The sequence below is a fragment of the Sediminicola luteus genome, assembly GCF_002514735.1.
Lineage (GTDB): Bacteria > Bacteroidota > Bacteroidia > Flavobacteriales > Flavobacteriaceae > HQA918.
In genome coordinates, this window is sequence record NZ_KZ300476.1 from 684,945 (window position 1) to 699,849 (window position 14,905).

General features: G+C 43.8%; 16 protein-coding genes. 2 read left to right on the forward strand and 14 right to left on the reverse strand.

Going from position 1 to position 14,905, the window contains the following annotated elements:
• Positions 1-28: 28 nt before the first annotated feature.
• The 4 genes from B7P33_RS02765 to B7P33_RS02780 form a co-directional block, all read right to left on the reverse strand.
• Complete coding sequence (locus B7P33_RS02765) at positions 29-1,099, reverse strand: BamA/TamA family outer membrane protein (protein WP_097440421.1); 1,071 nt, start codon at positions 1,097-1,099, stop codon at positions 29-31.
• Positions 1,100-1,158: 59 nt separating this feature from the next.
• Positions 1,159-1,614, reverse strand: coding sequence for a GbsR/MarR family transcriptional regulator (locus tag B7P33_RS02770; RefSeq protein WP_097440422.1), 456 nt, complete (start codon positions 1,612-1,614; stop codon positions 1,159-1,161).
• 65 nt (positions 1,615-1,679) lie between these two features.
• A complete protein-coding gene (locus tag B7P33_RS02775; protein WP_097440423.1) occupies positions 1,680-3,074 on the reverse strand; it encodes a M20/M25/M40 family metallo-hydrolase in 1,395 nt (464 codons plus the stop codon).
• 1 nt (position 3,075) lies between these two features.
• Positions 3,076-3,954, reverse strand: coding sequence for a PPK2 family polyphosphate kinase (locus B7P33_RS02780; RefSeq protein ID WP_097440424.1), 879 nt, complete (start codon positions 3,952-3,954; stop codon positions 3,076-3,078).
• A 272-nt stretch (positions 3,955-4,226) separates the two neighbouring features.
• Between B7P33_RS02780 and B7P33_RS02785 the strand changes: the two genes are divergently transcribed.
• A complete protein-coding gene (locus B7P33_RS02785; protein ID WP_097440425.1) occupies positions 4,227-4,925 on the forward strand; it encodes a hypothetical protein in 699 nt (232 codons plus the stop codon).
• A 13-nt stretch (positions 4,926-4,938) separates the two neighbouring features.
• On the opposite strand, the gene B7P33_RS02790 is transcribed toward B7P33_RS02785, so the two are convergent.
• The 9 genes from B7P33_RS02790 to B7P33_RS02830 form a co-directional block, all read right to left on the reverse strand.
• Entirely contained in the window at positions 4,939-6,102 is a 1,164-nt protein-coding gene (locus tag B7P33_RS02790; RefSeq protein WP_097440426.1) for a sigma-54-dependent transcriptional regulator, read from the reverse strand.
• A 96-nt stretch (positions 6,103-6,198) separates the two neighbouring features.
• On the reverse strand, positions 6,199-7,536 hold the full coding sequence (locus B7P33_RS02795) for an ABC transporter permease (protein ID WP_097440427.1): 1,338 nt from the start codon (positions 7,534-7,536) through the stop codon (positions 6,199-6,201).
• Complete coding sequence (locus tag B7P33_RS02800) at positions 7,529-8,461, reverse strand: ABC transporter ATP-binding protein (protein ID WP_097440769.1); 933 nt, start codon at positions 8,459-8,461, stop codon at positions 7,529-7,531. Before B7P33_RS02800 ends, B7P33_RS02795 begins: the two co-directional genes overlap by 8 nt.
• Before the next feature lie 177 nt (positions 8,462-8,638).
• Complete coding sequence (gene dnaJ / locus B7P33_RS02805) at positions 8,639-9,763, reverse strand: molecular chaperone DnaJ (protein ID WP_097440428.1); 1,125 nt, start codon at positions 9,761-9,763, stop codon at positions 8,639-8,641.
• A gap of 19 nt (positions 9,764-9,782) precedes the next feature.
• Positions 9,783-10,346 carry a nucleotide exchange factor GrpE gene (locus tag B7P33_RS02810; protein ID WP_172435836.1) on the reverse strand — a complete coding sequence of 188 codons (564 nt, stop codon included), beginning with the start codon at positions 10,344-10,346 and terminating at the stop codon, positions 9,783-9,785.
• A 182-nt stretch (positions 10,347-10,528) separates the two neighbouring features.
• Positions 10,529-11,437, reverse strand: coding sequence for a TIGR01777 family oxidoreductase (locus tag B7P33_RS02815; RefSeq protein WP_097440430.1), 909 nt, complete (start codon positions 11,435-11,437; stop codon positions 10,529-10,531).
• A 72-nt stretch (positions 11,438-11,509) separates the two neighbouring features.
• Positions 11,510-12,181, reverse strand: coding sequence for a tRNA (5-methylaminomethyl-2-thiouridine)(34)-methyltransferase MnmC2 (gene mnmD, locus B7P33_RS02820; protein ID WP_097440431.1), 672 nt, complete (start codon positions 12,179-12,181; stop codon positions 11,510-11,512).
• Positions 12,178-12,633, reverse strand: a complete 456-nt coding sequence (locus B7P33_RS02825) for a hypothetical protein (RefSeq protein ID WP_097440432.1) — start codon at positions 12,631-12,633, stop codon at positions 12,178-12,180. Before B7P33_RS02825 ends, mnmD begins: the two co-directional genes overlap by 4 nt.
• 38 nt (positions 12,634-12,671) lie before the next feature.
• Positions 12,672-13,199 (reverse strand): DUF4920 domain-containing protein, encoded by a 528-nt coding sequence (locus B7P33_RS02830; protein WP_097440433.1) that lies wholly within the window; start codon positions 13,197-13,199, stop codon positions 12,672-12,674.
• A gap of 106 nt (positions 13,200-13,305) precedes the next feature.
• Between B7P33_RS02830 and B7P33_RS02835 the strand changes: the two genes are divergently transcribed.
• Positions 13,306-14,373, forward strand: coding sequence for a branched-chain amino acid aminotransferase (locus B7P33_RS02835; protein ID WP_097440770.1), 1,068 nt, complete (start codon positions 13,306-13,308; stop codon positions 14,371-14,373).
• An 83-nt stretch (positions 14,374-14,456) separates the two neighbouring features.
• Here the strand turns inward: B7P33_RS02835 and B7P33_RS02840 are convergent, their stop codons facing one another.
• Positions 14,457-14,846, reverse strand: coding sequence for a pyrophosphohydrolase domain-containing protein (locus tag B7P33_RS02840; RefSeq protein WP_097440434.1), 390 nt, complete (start codon positions 14,844-14,846; stop codon positions 14,457-14,459).
• Positions 14,847-14,905: the final 59 nt, after the last annotated feature.

Sequence of the window (14,905 nt, forward strand, 5' to 3'; positions counted from 1 at the left end):
GGCGCAAAGGTAGGCAAATAGTTAGTATCTAGAAAGATTCCCCTATACGGAAGTACACGCCCCAATCGCCATCGCCAACAGCGGCATCTATACCCACATTGAAATTATTCTTTGGGAACGCGGCATACCTAAAGCCCGTACCCACGGCCGGAAGCAGTTTTCCGTTATGGCTATCGTTAATGGACTCGAATATGGTAGCCACACCACCAAAACCTACCAAGCCCCATTTTTCCGAAAGTTTATATCGGTATTCGCCCTGCCCGGCCAGCATATAATCGCCACGATAGGTTCCTTGGGTATAACCTCGAATGTCTGAACGGTTACCTACCACAAATTGCTGGTTAAACGTAAGTCCGCCGATACCAAGCCCCCCATAAAAACGCAAAGCCAACACATCTTTATCGTTACGATAGGCCCTGTAATGGTTTAACTCAATCTCAACCTTATTCGATGCATCTTCATTACCCAAAAAGTCAGCGAATGAAATCCATTTCACCTCATTTAACCAGCCGTGTTTTGGGTAATATTCATCATCCTTGGTATCCATAGCCAATGATAGCCCAATACCCTGAAGATCATCATCCGAAAACACGATTTCATCTTCCCCTATATCTGAGGTAAAATGTAGGTTTTGGTAATGCACCCCTAAAAACAACTTATCGGAAACCCTTCTTTGGAATTTAAGCATCACAAAATCCATGGTAGTCCTATAATCGATATAACCTACCGGCGGAAAATCGAGGAACATTTGAAAGTTATACACCCCTAGGCCTGCTACCCCCACGAAACGGTATCTATCTTCTGCAAAGAACATTTTCTGAAAGGCCATGCCAAACCAAGAACCGTTGGTGGTATAGACCCCCATGATGCCGGTTAGGGATTTTGGGGAAATGGTATCGGTAGCCTTTAATCGATACATGGCCATGGGCACGGCACCCAATGAAGCGCCAAGGGTACGGTCGTAATTTATATAGGGTATGGGCGCAATCTCTATTTTTTTCTCCTTCTTTTTGCTATCCTTTTGTTGGGCCATTCCAAAAAAGGTACTAAAAATCAGTATAAAAACGAATAGGAGTCTTGAGGTTGGTCTGAAAAACATAGTTTGTTTGTGAAGTCGGAAACAAAGTTATGGTTTCATGCCATGAAAACCAATAAAACTTAGGGGACATCGAAGCGTTGCTTTAACTCGGCCTCTAATACCTTATGCACCTTCGCATTCATTTCTGCCATATTCTTGAGGAACCCATCGAGTTCTTCATTTTCACCATTTCTAAAGCCCAAACACCTTTGATGCAACTCAATTTGGCGTTTAAAGGTCTGGATTAGATTGTGGTAATGAGCAATACTATTGGTTACATTCAAATAAAAATACCTTCGCCGTTTAATATCTTTTTTCAATTCAAAGGCTACCACCCCTATTTCTTGGACATATTTCAAAGCCTTACTTACTGAACCTTTGGTATAACCTAAAGTCTCGACGATTTCATCGAAGGTAAAATATTTCTGATCCGACACATAGAACATACCTACAATGCGCCCAGCCAAAGGCTGATAGCCCTCAATGCGCATTACTTCGGCAAATTCTTCAATGGTCTCGAGTTGTTGCTGGGTCATATCGTTGGTTGGAGTAACAATGCCCAAATATACCCTGAAATACTAGATGACCCAAACCTCCACAGCTAGTCTTTCAAGCTACGTGGCGGAACCACCCCATATTCATCAAACAGATAGACCAAAGATGCCATGGTCGCCGCTCCTAATTGCAATTCGCGCTGGTTTACATGTTCAAAGGTATCATTCTCGGCATGGTGATGGTCAAAATATCGTTGCGAATCGGGGCGTAGACCGGCCAAAACCATATCCGGATGCTTTAATGGACCAATATCAGCACCTGAGCCTCCTTTAACGAACATATGTATCAAATAAGGTTCGAACAATTTCTTCCAAGCCTGTACTTTTTCAAAATTGGCATCGGAACAATCAAAGGAAAACCCTCTTGGAGTAAAGCCCCCCGCATCACTCTCTAGGGCAAAAACGTGGTTCTCTTTTTTCTCTTGGGCCATTTTGGCATAGGCCTTACCTCCCCGTAAACCGTTTTCTTCGTTCATAAAAAGTACCACGCGAATAGTGCGCTTGGGTTTATGGCCGGTCGCTGCCAAAAGACGTAACACCTCCATACTTTGTACACAGCCGGCCCCATCGTCGTGTGAACCATCGCCTAAATCCCAAGAATCTAAATGCCCCCCAACGGTCATAATCTCATTCGGATAGGTGCTACCGCGAATCTCCCCGATTACGTTATACGATTCTACATCGTCTAATTGCTGGCAACTCTGATTAAAAAAGAACAGGGTATTCGGATTCAATTTCAAGGTAGTACTAAGCAATTCGGCAGCTTTGGTACTTATAGCCGCCGCAGGAATACGTTGATCTACAGCCAGATCGCCATAGGCCATGGAACCGGTATGCGGATAATCGTCCAACCTCAAATTCATAGATCTTACGATTACCCCAATTGCGCCATATTTAACCGCCTCGGCAGCCCCAGAATACCGTTGATCTACACAACCCGAATAGGCCGAAAAGGTACTGATCAGAGTGGGATCCATTGGCTTGTTGTAGAAAACGATCTTTCCTTTGATGTTACTTTCACCCAGTTGGGCCAACTCCTCTATCCCGTTTACTTCGATTACCGGAGCCTTTATACCACCCCGTGGGGTCGCAATAGATCCTCCCAAGGCACAAATCGGTACATTGGTCGTATGGCCGGGCTTGGTTTCAAAAAAGGCAAATTCAGTACCACCCCGTACCCATTTGGGCACCATTACCGGTTGCAGCCAAACCCGGTCTAGCCCTAATTTATCCAATTCTTTTTTGGTATAATCTACCGCTTGCTGGGCTTGAACGGAGCCCGAAAGGCGGCCACCGATCTGATTCGAGAGATAATTTAACCATTCATAACCTTGAGGTTCGGTCAAGGCGGTATCGAAAATAGACTTTATCTGCTTTTCGTCTTTGGTCTGGGCGAACCCAAAAAGGCCCACAAACAACAGGACCAGCACACATTTTTGCATCTTATTCGTTCTCCAATTGGTTTTTATAGGTCTCTAAATTACGTTTTATGTCAGAATCGAGCTCGGGTTCCCGTATATCTTTGTATTTCTTTAACGCCTTTAACAAAATAGAGGCCACAATATAGCGCGCTCCTTCTTTATTATCAGATGGAATGGCATACCATGGGGCATGATCTTTTGAAGTTCTGCGTATCGCATCTTCATAATACGTTTGATAACTATCCCACAGGGCACGCTCCTTAAGATCGCCAGGTGAGAATTTCCAATGCTTGGTCTCTTTTTCCAAGCGTCTTAACAACCGATGTTTTTGTTCGTCTTTGGATAGGTGCAGGAAAAACTTGAAAATCAGGGTTCCGTTTTCGGAAATATGTTTTTCGAAGGCATTGATCTGCTCGAAACGCTTTTCCCAAAATGTATCGTCGGCCATGGCCGGATCATCGAAATTGGGGAGGTTCTCGGATATCAAATACTCTGGATGCACTCGGGTTACCAACACATTTTCATAATGGGTACGGTTAAAAACACTGAATTTACCCCGTTCTGGAAGTGCAATATAGTGGCGCCAGAGATAATCGTGGCGGTGTTCGAGTTTACTAGGGGCCTTAAAACTATGAACCACAACACCCCGCGCATTAAAATCTTTAAAAACCTCTCGGATAAGGCTGTCTTTGCCCGCGGTATCCATTCCTTGCAGGCAAACCAATACCCCATATTTACCATGGGCATAGAGCGTATCTTGAAAATCGCCTAGATCTTCACGTACTTTTTCTAAATCTTTTTTAAGCTCTTTTTTGCTACGTTCAAAATCGTCGTGGGTTGGCGTTGCCGCAATATTAAAATCGGCCCCAACCTTATATTTTTCGATGTCAATTTTTTCCATAGGATGAATATAACCATTTCCGTAATCTATTGAAGCGCTTTTATGGGCAATCCCTTAATTCCCTGCCGATTATCGATATTGTGTCTGTAATCCTTATCTTACTTTTTAATTTAGTTAAACACTTGACGCCTTGATGTTTCCAGACCAAAAAACTACTGTATCACAACAAGTTACGATATGCATTTCATCGAAAAATTATCCGAAACCGCCATAAAAGCCGTTATCTTTAATGTGTAATTAGCCCTAAATATTACACTTAACCTATTATAACCATGAAACCACTTTCGCTGGCCTTATGTGCCATGTTCACATGTGTTTCCTTTTCTTTTGCCACAGACCCAGCCTGTGATGTGGCCCAGTCTAAAATAGAATTGGTGATCCAAGAGACCCAAAAGGCGCTTAAGGCCGACGATCTTAACAATGCCCGTTACCACACCTATAAGGCCATGAACACGGTGCAATTATTGGACGAGGACATGAAGTCTTGTGACTGTGTTTACGCCCAGGAACAATTTAAAGAAGGAGACCGCCTTTTAAAGAATGCCACCCGTACCTCTAACCTTCATAGTTCCAAAATTTTACTGGAACGTGCGCTTGAAGCCCTGACTTTTGGTGCCAAATCTTTACAAGAACACGAAAGCCACGGCCCCCACTATTCAGATAAAGTATTAGCCATGAACACGGCCAGTTCCCAAGATTCATTAGGCAAGCCAGTGGTTAGAAAACAACCCCAGGGCAAACAATTGGAAGAAAAAGTGGCGGGTACTTTAGATAATTTCAGGGATTCTTTGCAAAAGGTTGTGAATACGGTCCCTAAAAAGGAAGCCCAGGCCTTTGTCAAAAAAATCTATGAGAACTGCCAACAACAGCTTTTAAAGCCCAACCTTTCCGAAGCTAAAAAATACTACCACCTAAAGACCAAGGAGATTGCTTGGAGTGCCTTGGCCGATTTAGAAAAGCTGGAAGACTGATTTTAACTGTATGCTATTTACTGGCAAAAAGATCTACATCGGATTCGCTTATCTCGGCTCCACCAAGAATAATCAATCGTTCTACGACGTTACGTAGTTCACGAATATTACCTGTCCAGTCGAATGCCTGAAGTTTGGCAATCGCGCCAGCTGTCATGCTTTTTTCGGCACTGCCTTGTTCTCCCGATATTTTTTTAAGAAAGTGGGAAATCAATAACGGAATATCGTCGCGACGGTCGTTCAAGGCCGGTACTTTTACCAAGATAACGGCCAAGCGGTGGTATAGATCCTCTCGAAATTTACCCTCGGCTATTTCCTTTTTAAGATCTTTATTGGTAGCGGCAATTACCCGGACATCTACCTTAATATCTTTATCCGACCCTACCCTCGAAATTTTACTTTCTTGTAAGGCACGAAGCACTTTGGCCTGGGCCGATAGGCTCATATCGCCGATCTCATCTAAAAAGATGGTTCCTTTATTGGCCGCCTCGAATTTTCCGGCCCGATCTTTTACCGCCGAGGTAAAGGCACCTTTAACATGCCCAAATAATTCCGACTCGATCAATTCCGAGGGAATCGCGGCACAGTTTACCTCTATGAACGGGGCTTTTACCCGTTCGCTCTTTTCATGAAGTTGGTGGGCCACTAACTCTTTCCCGGTTCCATTGGGCCCGGTAATCAATACACGGGCGTCGGTCGGGGCAACTTTATCTATAATCTCTTTTACCGTTTCAATGGCGGCACTTTCGCCTATCATGCGGTAGTTTTTACTGATCTTCTTTTTAAGGGTCTTGTTCTCGACCACCAGTTCCTTTCGGTCTAAGGCATTACGCACCGTGGTTAACAAACGGTTCAAATCCGGTGGTTTTGAGATATAATCGAAGGCCCCCATTCGCATGGTATTTACAGCCGTATCCAAATCGCCATGACCCGAAATCATTACAAAGGGAATTTCCGGTTTAATCTTACGCACGGCCTCCAACACCTCGATACCATCCATCTTTGGCATTTTAATATCGCATAGTACCAGGTCAAAATCTTCCTTTTTTAAGATTTCCAGGCCTTCAACCCCATCTTGGGCTTCATTCACCTTATAGGAATCGCTTTCTTCAGAAAGAATTTTAACCAAAACCCTGCGGATAGCCGCTTCGTCTTCAATGACCAGAATTTTCGACATATGCTTTGTAATTTATATAGGCTACAAGATAACCAAAAACGGTGCCAAATCAGGTTTGGCCAAATGATGAATTAGCTTTTTTTGAGAATAGGTATTTTAATAACGTAACCATTTATACAACTCACGGTAACTTGGTTTTTTACCATACATTAAGATACCAACCCTGTATATTTTGGCAGCCAACCACACAATGGCCAAGAAACTGGCCAGCAACAGGAATATTGAGGTAAAGAACTCCCAATAGGCTACGCCACCCTCACCCAAACCAGCCGGTAAGCGCATTAACATAACTATGGGTGAGGTTAAGGGAATTAACGAAAAGATTACGGCAATGGGTCCATGCGGATTACTGAATACCGAGAAAAAACCAATATAAATGGCCAACATCAAGGGTAAGATTACAGGCAACATAAATTGCTGGGTATCGGTCTCATTATCTACGGCCGCCCCAATAGCCGCATAAATGGAACTGTAAATAAAATACCCAAGTACAAAATAGATAATGAAGGAAATTAGCATCAAGGCCCATGGCAGCTGCCAAATCTCCGCGCCGTATAACATAATTTTTTCATCAAAGCCTTCCATGCCTTGCAGCTCCATGGCTTGGCTTGCCATACCCGCACCCCCTTGAAGCTCCATAAGATCGAAGCCAAAAATTAATGAGGAAGCGAACAACAGAACACCACCAGAGACCACCCAAATCACAAACTGGGTAATACCTGCCATAGAGGTCCCAATGATTTTACCCATCATCAATTGAAATGGTTTTACCGACGAAATGATTACTTCGATAATCCGGCTGGTTTTCTCCTCGATTACCGAGCGCATTACAAAACTACCGTAGATAATGATGAACATCATGATTAAATAACCGAACATACCTCCAATAATGGCTTTGATCTCATTGATACCCTTAAGGTTCTGATGGCCACTAAAACTTTCGGTCTGCAATTCGAAATCGGCCTCTATATGCTCAAAATCACCTTCGGACACGCCCAATTTTTGCAAACGTCCCAAGCGTAACCGCTTTTGAAATTTTGCCTCCAATCCGGTAAGCACACCCGTATTTGGGCTTTCCCTGGTATAAAAATACGCCTGGGCCGCACTTTCCTCCATATCGCCATTACGGTTTGGGATATATAGTAAACCATAATAATCAAGGTTCAAGGTGGAGTCTTTGGCCGTTTCCAAATCCATTTGATCCAACACTATATACGAAAGCGCCTCGGTATTGTTAAAATCACCTTCGAAATAGCCGCTTTCGTTCAAAATGGTAATTACACGCTGCTCCCCTTCATTTACCTTGGCCAAATAGGCAATCAATACGATCATACCTACCATAAGCAGCGGACTTAGAAAAGTCATGACCACAAAGGAACGGTTGCGCACCTTGGCCATATATTCGCGTTTGATGATCAAGCCCAATTTACTCATTGCGTTCCGCTATTGTTTGAATGAATATCTCGTTTGCCGAAGGAACCACCTCAGTAAATCCGTTGACGTTACCCTTGGCCGATAAATAGGCCAATAAATCGCCCGTTTCGGTGGAGTTTAATTGCACCCTAAAATCGAGTTGGTTACGCCCCCTATCGAATTTGTGTGTTATAATTTTGGCCTTGCTTCCCATTTCGGATAACAGATTGTCAGTACCGGATGTAATGCCCAAGCCCACATCAAAAAGGTTCTGTTTATAGGTTTCTTTGATATCGGCCAATTTGCCATCCAAGATTTTATGCGACTTATGGATCAAAGCGATGTACTCGCACAGCTCTTCGACGGATTCCATGCGATGGGTTGAGAATATGATTGATGTACCATCTTCTTTTAGCTGTAATATCTCGTCTTTGATTACATTGGCGTTAATGGGATCGAAGCCACTAAAGGGCTCATCAAAAATCAAGAGTTTCGGTTTATGTAAAACGGTAACGATAAACTGTATCTTTTGAGCCATTCCTTTAGAAAGCTCTTGCACTTTTTTATGCCACCAATCCCCTATTTCAAGTCGTTCGAACCAATACTTTAAACGGCTTTTGGCCTCTGCTTTGGACAAACCCTTCAATTGGGCCAGATACAGGGCCTGCTCCCCTACCTTCATACTTTTATAAAGACCGCGTTCTTCGGGTAAATACCCAATCTGGGCAATATGATGTGGCTGTAGGGGCTCCCCGTCAAAAAACACTTGACCTTGGTCGGGGTAGGTTATTTGGTTTATGATTCGTATAAAGGTGGTTTTACCAGCCCCGTTTGGCCCCAACAAACCATAAATGGCATTTTTCGGTATTTCTAAAGACACCTGGTTTAAGGCGGTATGGTCGCCAAACCTCTTGGTAAGTCCGTCTGCCACCAATATATTACCCATAAACTGAATTTTTATAAATATAGTTGATTCGGAAAACCTGCGAACGGTTTTAAAAAGAAAACCCACCCTTAAGGGAAAATTAAGGATGGGAAAAAAATTGCTATGAAAAAGAAAATAATATTGGCGAACCAATATTGTTTCAAATATAGTTCTTTTTCTTTAATCCCGGATTTGGCACTATGAGAACATGTCTTTGACCTTCTCGAAGAACGATTTATCGGATTTTTCAGGCCTAGGCTCAAAATTATCTTGCCCCTGCATCTTTTCGAAAAACTCTTTCTGCTCCCTACTCAATTCCTTGGGTGTCCATACATTGATATGCACCAATAGATCCCCGCTACCATATCCTTTTAAGCTGGAAATTCCCTTGCCACGTAGTCGTAGGATCTTTCCAGATTGTATGCCGGGTTCTAATTTAATACGTACTTTACCACCTACGGCATCTATCTCTTTAGATGCCCCCAGAACAGCCTCAGGGAAACTGATATATAAATCGTAGTGCAGGTTATCGCCTTCGCGCTTTAAATTCGGATGTTCTTGGGTTTCGATAACGACTAAAAGATCTCCGCTTATTCCATTCCCTGGGGCATCGTGACCTTTTCCCGAAACCTTGAGCTGCATTCCATCTTCTACCCCAGCCGGAATTTTGATAGATACCGTTTCTTCTTTATGCACCAACCCATGGGCATCGGCACCCGCAGGTCTATGATCGATCATTTGACCGGCACCCTGACAAGTACCACAGGTAGCTGCGGTTTGCATACGACCCAAAATGGTATTGGTAATTTTGGTAACCTGACCCGACCCGTTACAAGTGGTACAGGTTTTATAGGTAACACCATCGGCCTTTACCTTCTTTTTAACCTTGATTTTCTTCTCGACCCCGTTGGCCACTTCCTCAAGGTTCAACTTAACACGGATCCTAAGGTTACCCCCTTTTACACGGGCACCGCCTCCGCCGCCAAAGCCTCCAAAACCTCCGAAACCACTAAAACCTCCGCCTCCGAAGATATCACCGAACTGACTAAAAATGTCGTCCATGTTCATACCTCCGCCGCCGAAACCTCCGGCACCGCCGCCTTCAAAAGCGGCATGCCCAAATTGATCGTAACGTGCCTTTTTATCCGGGTCGCTCAACACCTCATAGGCCTCTGCAGCTTTCTTGAACATTTCCTCGGCCTTGGAATCGCCCGGATTTTTATCGGGATGGTATTGTATTGCCTTTTTGCGGTAGGCCTTTTTGATCTCTGCCGCAGTGGCCCCTTTACCAACCCCTAATATGTCGTAAAAATCTTCTTTCAAATCGTTTTGCTTTACAGGGTTAATTGCCCACTACCACCTTGGGGTGTCGTACGATCTTTTCACCTAGGGTATACCCTTTTTCTACCGTATCTACGATCTTACCCTTCAAATCTTCGGACGGTGCCGGTATTTGGGTAATGGCATCGTGTTGTTCAGCATCAAAGGTATCGCCAGCATTTACTTCCATAACGGCCAAGCCTTTCGACTTTAACACCTCTCGAAATTTATTATGAATCAACTCGACCCCCTTGAACATTTCTTTGTCCTCCAATTTATCGAGCTCAGTCAAAGCCCTGTCAAAATCGTCAAGAACCGGCAATAATGACACCATTACCTCCTGTCCCGCAGTTTTGAAAAGCTCCATGCGCTCTTTACTGGTTCGTTTTTTATAGTTTTCGAATTCGGCAAATAAGCGTAGGAACTTATCTTTTTCCTTACCCAATTCTTCTTGAAGTTTTTCTTCGACACTTAGCTCTTCCCCTTGCTCCTCTTGGGTTTCTTGGGTTTCTTCGGCCTGTGCTTCAGCATTTACCTCCTGATCAAGGATTTCTTCTTTTGCTTTCTTCGTATCTTTTTTACTCATGGAATCTATATAATTAGACTGCTTTTGGAATTGCAAATCGAATGCCATTTTACAGCCCGTGTCAAAATGTCACACGCAAATAACGTCGGCAAATATAGGAAGTTACCCGAAGGAAAACACCAGTTGTTTTGGAAAGGATTATCAATTGGAATTTTGAAATAGACTGACACCCCTATTTATGATTACCCCAATAAATCGGTTAGGGCCCCGTTTAGGTTCGGATGCTTAAAATGATAGCCCTCAGATTCGATTTTTTTGGAACTTACCCGTTGGCTAGACAATAGCATTTGGGCCATTTCGCCAAGCATAACCCCCAATACCATTTTTGGCACTGGTGGAAGCCAATGTTTTTTATCCATTACCCGGGCCAGTTCCGCCATAAATTTTCTTTGGATTACGGGGTTTGGGGAAACGGCATTGTATACCCCGGTCAAGGCGTTTTGGAGCACGAATAAAAAGATACCGACCAAATCTTGGAAATGGATCCACGATTGCCATTGATTACCCGAACCAAAGGCCGCTCCCATATGCCATTGTACCGGGGCCATCATTTTAGGCAAAGCCCCACCTTCTTGGCTCAATACCAAACCTATCCGAATTTTGGCTACACCAACACCTAAAGTGTCAAACGCATCAGCCTGGGCCTCCCATTGGGCCACGACCTCACCTAAAAAACCGGAATCGAATTCGAGCATGGTCTCGTCATAATAGCCCGTTTTGGAATCTTTGTAAATACCAATGGCCGAAGCCGAAACCAGTTGTTTTACCTGATGGGATTTTATTTCGCTTAATCCTTTATATAAAACGGAAAGACTATCCAACCTACTTTTAAGTATATCGGTTTTGGCCGCTTTGGTCCAACGTTGGGCCACCGAAGCCCCGGCTAGGTTAATAATCGCATCGACCCCCTCAAAGCAGGTCGTATTGATTACGCCCTGGGCCGGGTTCCAAAAAAAGCCTTTTGCCCCAGACATACTATCTAATTGGGTTTTACGCGTACTGAGAAAATGTACGGACACACCATGAGCCAAGGCCTGCGAAACCAATGCACGCCCTACCAAACCTGTAGCACCTGTGATCAATACTTTCATCTTAAGCTAAAATTACGGAAAGAAATGGGTGAAACATTGGGGTTTACAAAAGCTTTAACAACCGACAATACCTTATTTTTTTGGCTTTACGGCCCGTAACATTTCGCGTTTGCCCGGCGGGCCCGGTAAGCGTTCCACTTCGAATCCACTGGCTTGCATGGCCCGCCGCACACTACCTTTTGCGGCATAGGTTACCAAAACTCCACCTGAAACAAGGGATGTAAACATTCGATCAAAGATTGCCTCCGTCCATAACTCGGGTTGTACCCGGGCACCGAAGGCATCGAAATACACCAAATCAAAGGCAGCCACATCATCGATTTCCTTAAAATCTTGCTGGCGTTTATGCAATTCAAAACTCTCGGATACGGCCAACGGCATTTCCCAAGGCATTTCATGCATTCGTTGAAAAACCGAATCCAGTTCCGGGCTTTGTAGTTGGTCAATATAATTCAACTGGGCCACTTCTTCAGAGGGTACAGGATAAGCCTCAACCCCAGTATAGGAAACGGTTTGTTTTTTATTGGAAGCCACTTTATAAGTAATCAAGGCATTTAGCCCCGTGCCAAAGCCGATTTCTAGAATGCGTACTTTTTCCTGTTTACCTAGAAAATCGAGCCCATACTTAATAAAAACATGATATGCCTCTTGAATGGCCCCATGTTTAGAGTGGTATTGCTCATTCCAGTCTTCCAGATGGATGGTGGTAGACCCATCGGCGGTAGTGACTACTTTTCTTTTCACGGTGTAATGCGAAGTTTTTCAATTCTAGAAATAGGCCCGGGACAGGAGTTTTTATGACAAGAAATACAAAGATCTACCGCGGTATTGTACCTTGCCGTTAATGGGGTATCTAAACTCGTATCGTAAATATCGCGATGGGCCTGTACGAACAAATCGGCAAAAACCTCAAATTCTTGCGTCCGTTTATCGGTATCGGTAAGTGTAGCCGTATGGATTCTTGAAAACCATTCCTCTGGGAATTCACCCAACGGCTCTCCTTCCAAAATCTTTTTTCTTACTTCGGCATCGAAGGCGTAAAAATCGTTCATAGCCACCGCCATTTCCGAGGGCTCGTGCAAATCTAAGAGCGAAGTATCAGGGGCCACCACCACGATTTTTGGTTTGGTCTGGACACTTTTTTCCTTACAGCCCCAAATTACCAAAGCGAACACTATAATCCACACATATTTCATAGGCCAACCTTTATTTATATCCAACCCAAAAAGGAAGCTTATTCCCCTTGGGCCACCTCCAATAAGACACCGTCGGCCAAGAACCCATAAGAAGTTTTAGGTTCGGTAATGGCAGCGATTTCTTCTTCCGACTTACCGGCGTCTTCGGCATAATGGCGTAATTCTTCAATGGACTGAGTGGTAACAAAGGCCTTACCATTTACCACTACCGTACTTCCGGCAATATTTTTGGGCATGAAAAAGCCGTAATCCTTAAAGCGTACCATGGCCTCTTGTCCATCGGCAAGTTCCAAACGCATCCAACAGCCTTTTTTACTACATACTTCTTTAACCTTGGCCGTAAACTGGGTTTTTAAAGAATCGGACCCTTGAATATTTTGATATTGGGTTCCCATGGCACCGGCCAAAAGCGGGTTGTCCTGCTCAAAAGCCTCACCAAAAGCGTTATAAGTAACCACTTTAGTTGCCTCCTCATGGATCGAATCGGCATTTTTATCGGTTTTAGGAGCCTCTTTACAGGCAACAATCAATACAAAGGCCGCAGCCAAAACGTTAAAAACTTTCATAATCCTTAATATTTAAACAAAGGAACGAAACTCTCTGCTTTTACTCAAAAAAACAACTGGGGCTATATCTATTATTATGTACTTTTATCGTGTTAAAAGCAAGATTATGGAGACAGCATCCAAAGATTTGATTATTGAGAAAACGGCAAATAGTAAGATTGCCCAGGTCGATTTTGACAACCTTCCGTTCGGAAAAGTGTACAGTGACCATATGCTGGTATGCGAATACAAAAATGGTGCTTGGCAAACTCCTAAAATACAACCCTTTGGACCACTTTCACTAGACCCTACCGCTAAGGTTTTCCATTACGGACAGTCTATTTTCGAGGGCATGAAGGCTTATAAGGATGAAAATGGAAAGGTATTTTTGTTTAGGCCTGAAGAGAATTATAAACGTTTTAATATCTCTTCAGAGCGTTTGGCCATGCCCGCCGTACCGGAAGAGGTATTTATGAACGGACTCAACGAATTGTTGAAACTGGATAGCGATTGGATTCCCACCACACCCGGAAGCTCTATGTATATTAGACCTTTTGGCTTTGCCTCTGGATCCGGGCTACACGCCTCCCCTGCCGACGAATATACCTTTGCCATCGTTTTGGCACCTTCCGGCTCGTACTTTGCCGGGAAGGTAAAGGTTAAGATCGAAGAACGTTATTCGCGCTCGGCCAATGGCGGGGTCGGTTTTGCCAAAGCAGGCGGAAATTATGCCGGTCAGTTCTACCCTACCCAATTGGCCGTAGACGAAGGCTACCAACAGGTAATTTGGACCGACGACACCTCTCACGAGTATATCGAAGAGGCCGGTGCCATGAACGTCTTTGTACGCATCAACGACACCCTGCTTACCTGCCCCACAAGTGACCGTATCTTAGATGGAATTACCCGTAAGAGTATCTTGGATATCGCCAAGGCGGAAGGTATTGCTACCGAAGTTCGAAAGATCAGTGTAAAAGAAATTATTGAAGCTGCAGAAAATGGTAGCCTTAAAGAAATGTTCGGGGCCGGTACCGCCGCAGTGGTATCGCCTATCAACGCTTTTGGCTTCCGTGGTACGGATTATGATTTACCCGAGTTAAATGACAGTTACGCCAATCGACTTAAGAAGCGTATGACCGATATTCAATACAATAAGTCCGAAGACCCCTTTGGCTGGCGTGTTGAAGTGAAGTAAGACAATAATACAGCATAAAAAAGGCCGTCTGTACTTTATAGACGGCCTTTTTTCATTGTTGTTCTTGTTTTTACTCAACCGCGTTATTCAATCCCCAACACCTTGGCGATATTGGGTTTAAAGTAGCCTGGCCCTTTGAGCACTTTACCGTCTTCTCGGTAAATGGGCTTACCGTCTGCTCCCAACTTACTCATATTACTTCGTTGTATATCTTCAAAAACCTCTTCTATCTTATGTTGTAGTCCATGCTCTAAGATGGTACCACATAATATATACAACATATCTCCCAAGGCATCGGCCACTTCTACCAAATCATTTTTCGAAGCAGCCTCGAGATATTCTTCATTTTCCTCGGCCATTAGGTTAAACCGTAAGGTGTTCTTCGCCTTCCCTAAATCTGACTTCATTTCGGTTGACACCCCTAAACCGAAGGCTTCGTGAAATTCTTGCACGGCAGCCAGTTTATTTTTCATAGTTGTAATGTTCTAATGTTCTTATTTATTCGCCGTAATTTTACAAAAAATAAGCACAT

What these genes read in the sequence shown, in the direction of transcription:
- B7P33_RS02780 (WP_097440424.1), bottom strand. Translation starts at nt 3,954, where the DNA reads ATGGAAAAAATTGACATCGAAAAATATAAGGTTGGGGCCGATTTTAAT.
- B7P33_RS02770 (WP_097440422.1), bottom strand. Translation starts at nt 1,614, where the DNA reads ATGACCCAGCAACAACTCGAGACCATTGAAGAATTTGCCGAAGTAATG.
- B7P33_RS02785 (WP_097440425.1), top strand. Translation starts at nt 4,227, where the DNA reads ATGAAACCACTTTCGCTGGCCTTATGTGCCATGTTCACATGTGTTTCC.
- B7P33_RS02790 (WP_097440426.1), bottom strand. Translation starts at nt 6,102, where the DNA reads ATGTCGAAAATTCTGGTCATTGAAGACGAAGCGGCTATCCGCAGGGTT.
- B7P33_RS02815 (WP_097440430.1), bottom strand. Translation starts at nt 11,437, where the DNA reads ATGAAAGTATTGATCACAGGTGCTACAGGTTTGGTAGGGCGTGCATTG.
- B7P33_RS02800 (WP_097440769.1), bottom strand. Translation starts at nt 8,461, where the DNA reads ATGGGTAATATATTGGTGGCAGACGGACTTACCAAGAGGTTTGGCGAC.
- B7P33_RS02775 (WP_097440423.1), bottom strand. Translation starts at nt 3,074, where the DNA reads ATGCAAAAATGTGTGCTGGTCCTGTTGTTTGTGGGCCTTTTTGGGTTC.
- B7P33_RS02835 (WP_097440770.1), top strand. Translation starts at nt 13,306, where the DNA reads ATGGAGACAGCATCCAAAGATTTGATTATTGAGAAAACGGCAAATAGT.
- B7P33_RS02830 (WP_097440433.1), bottom strand. Translation starts at nt 13,199, where the DNA reads ATGAAAGTTTTTAACGTTTTGGCTGCGGCCTTTGTATTGATTGTTGCC.
- B7P33_RS02795 (WP_097440427.1), bottom strand. Translation starts at nt 7,536, where the DNA reads ATGAGTAAATTGGGCTTGATCATCAAACGCGAATATATGGCCAAGGTG.
- B7P33_RS02765 (WP_097440421.1), bottom strand. Translation starts at nt 1,099, where the DNA reads ATGTTTTTCAGACCAACCTCAAGACTCCTATTCGTTTTTATACTGATT.
- B7P33_RS02810 (WP_172435836.1), bottom strand. Translation starts at nt 10,346, where the DNA reads ATGAGTAAAAAAGATACGAAGAAAGCAAAAGAAGAAATCCTTGATCAG.
- B7P33_RS02825 (WP_097440432.1), bottom strand. Translation starts at nt 12,633, where the DNA reads ATGAAATATGTGTGGATTATAGTGTTCGCTTTGGTAATTTGGGGCTGT.
- B7P33_RS02840 (WP_097440434.1), bottom strand. Translation starts at nt 14,846, where the DNA reads ATGAAAAATAAACTGGCTGCCGTGCAAGAATTTCACGAAGCCTTCGGT.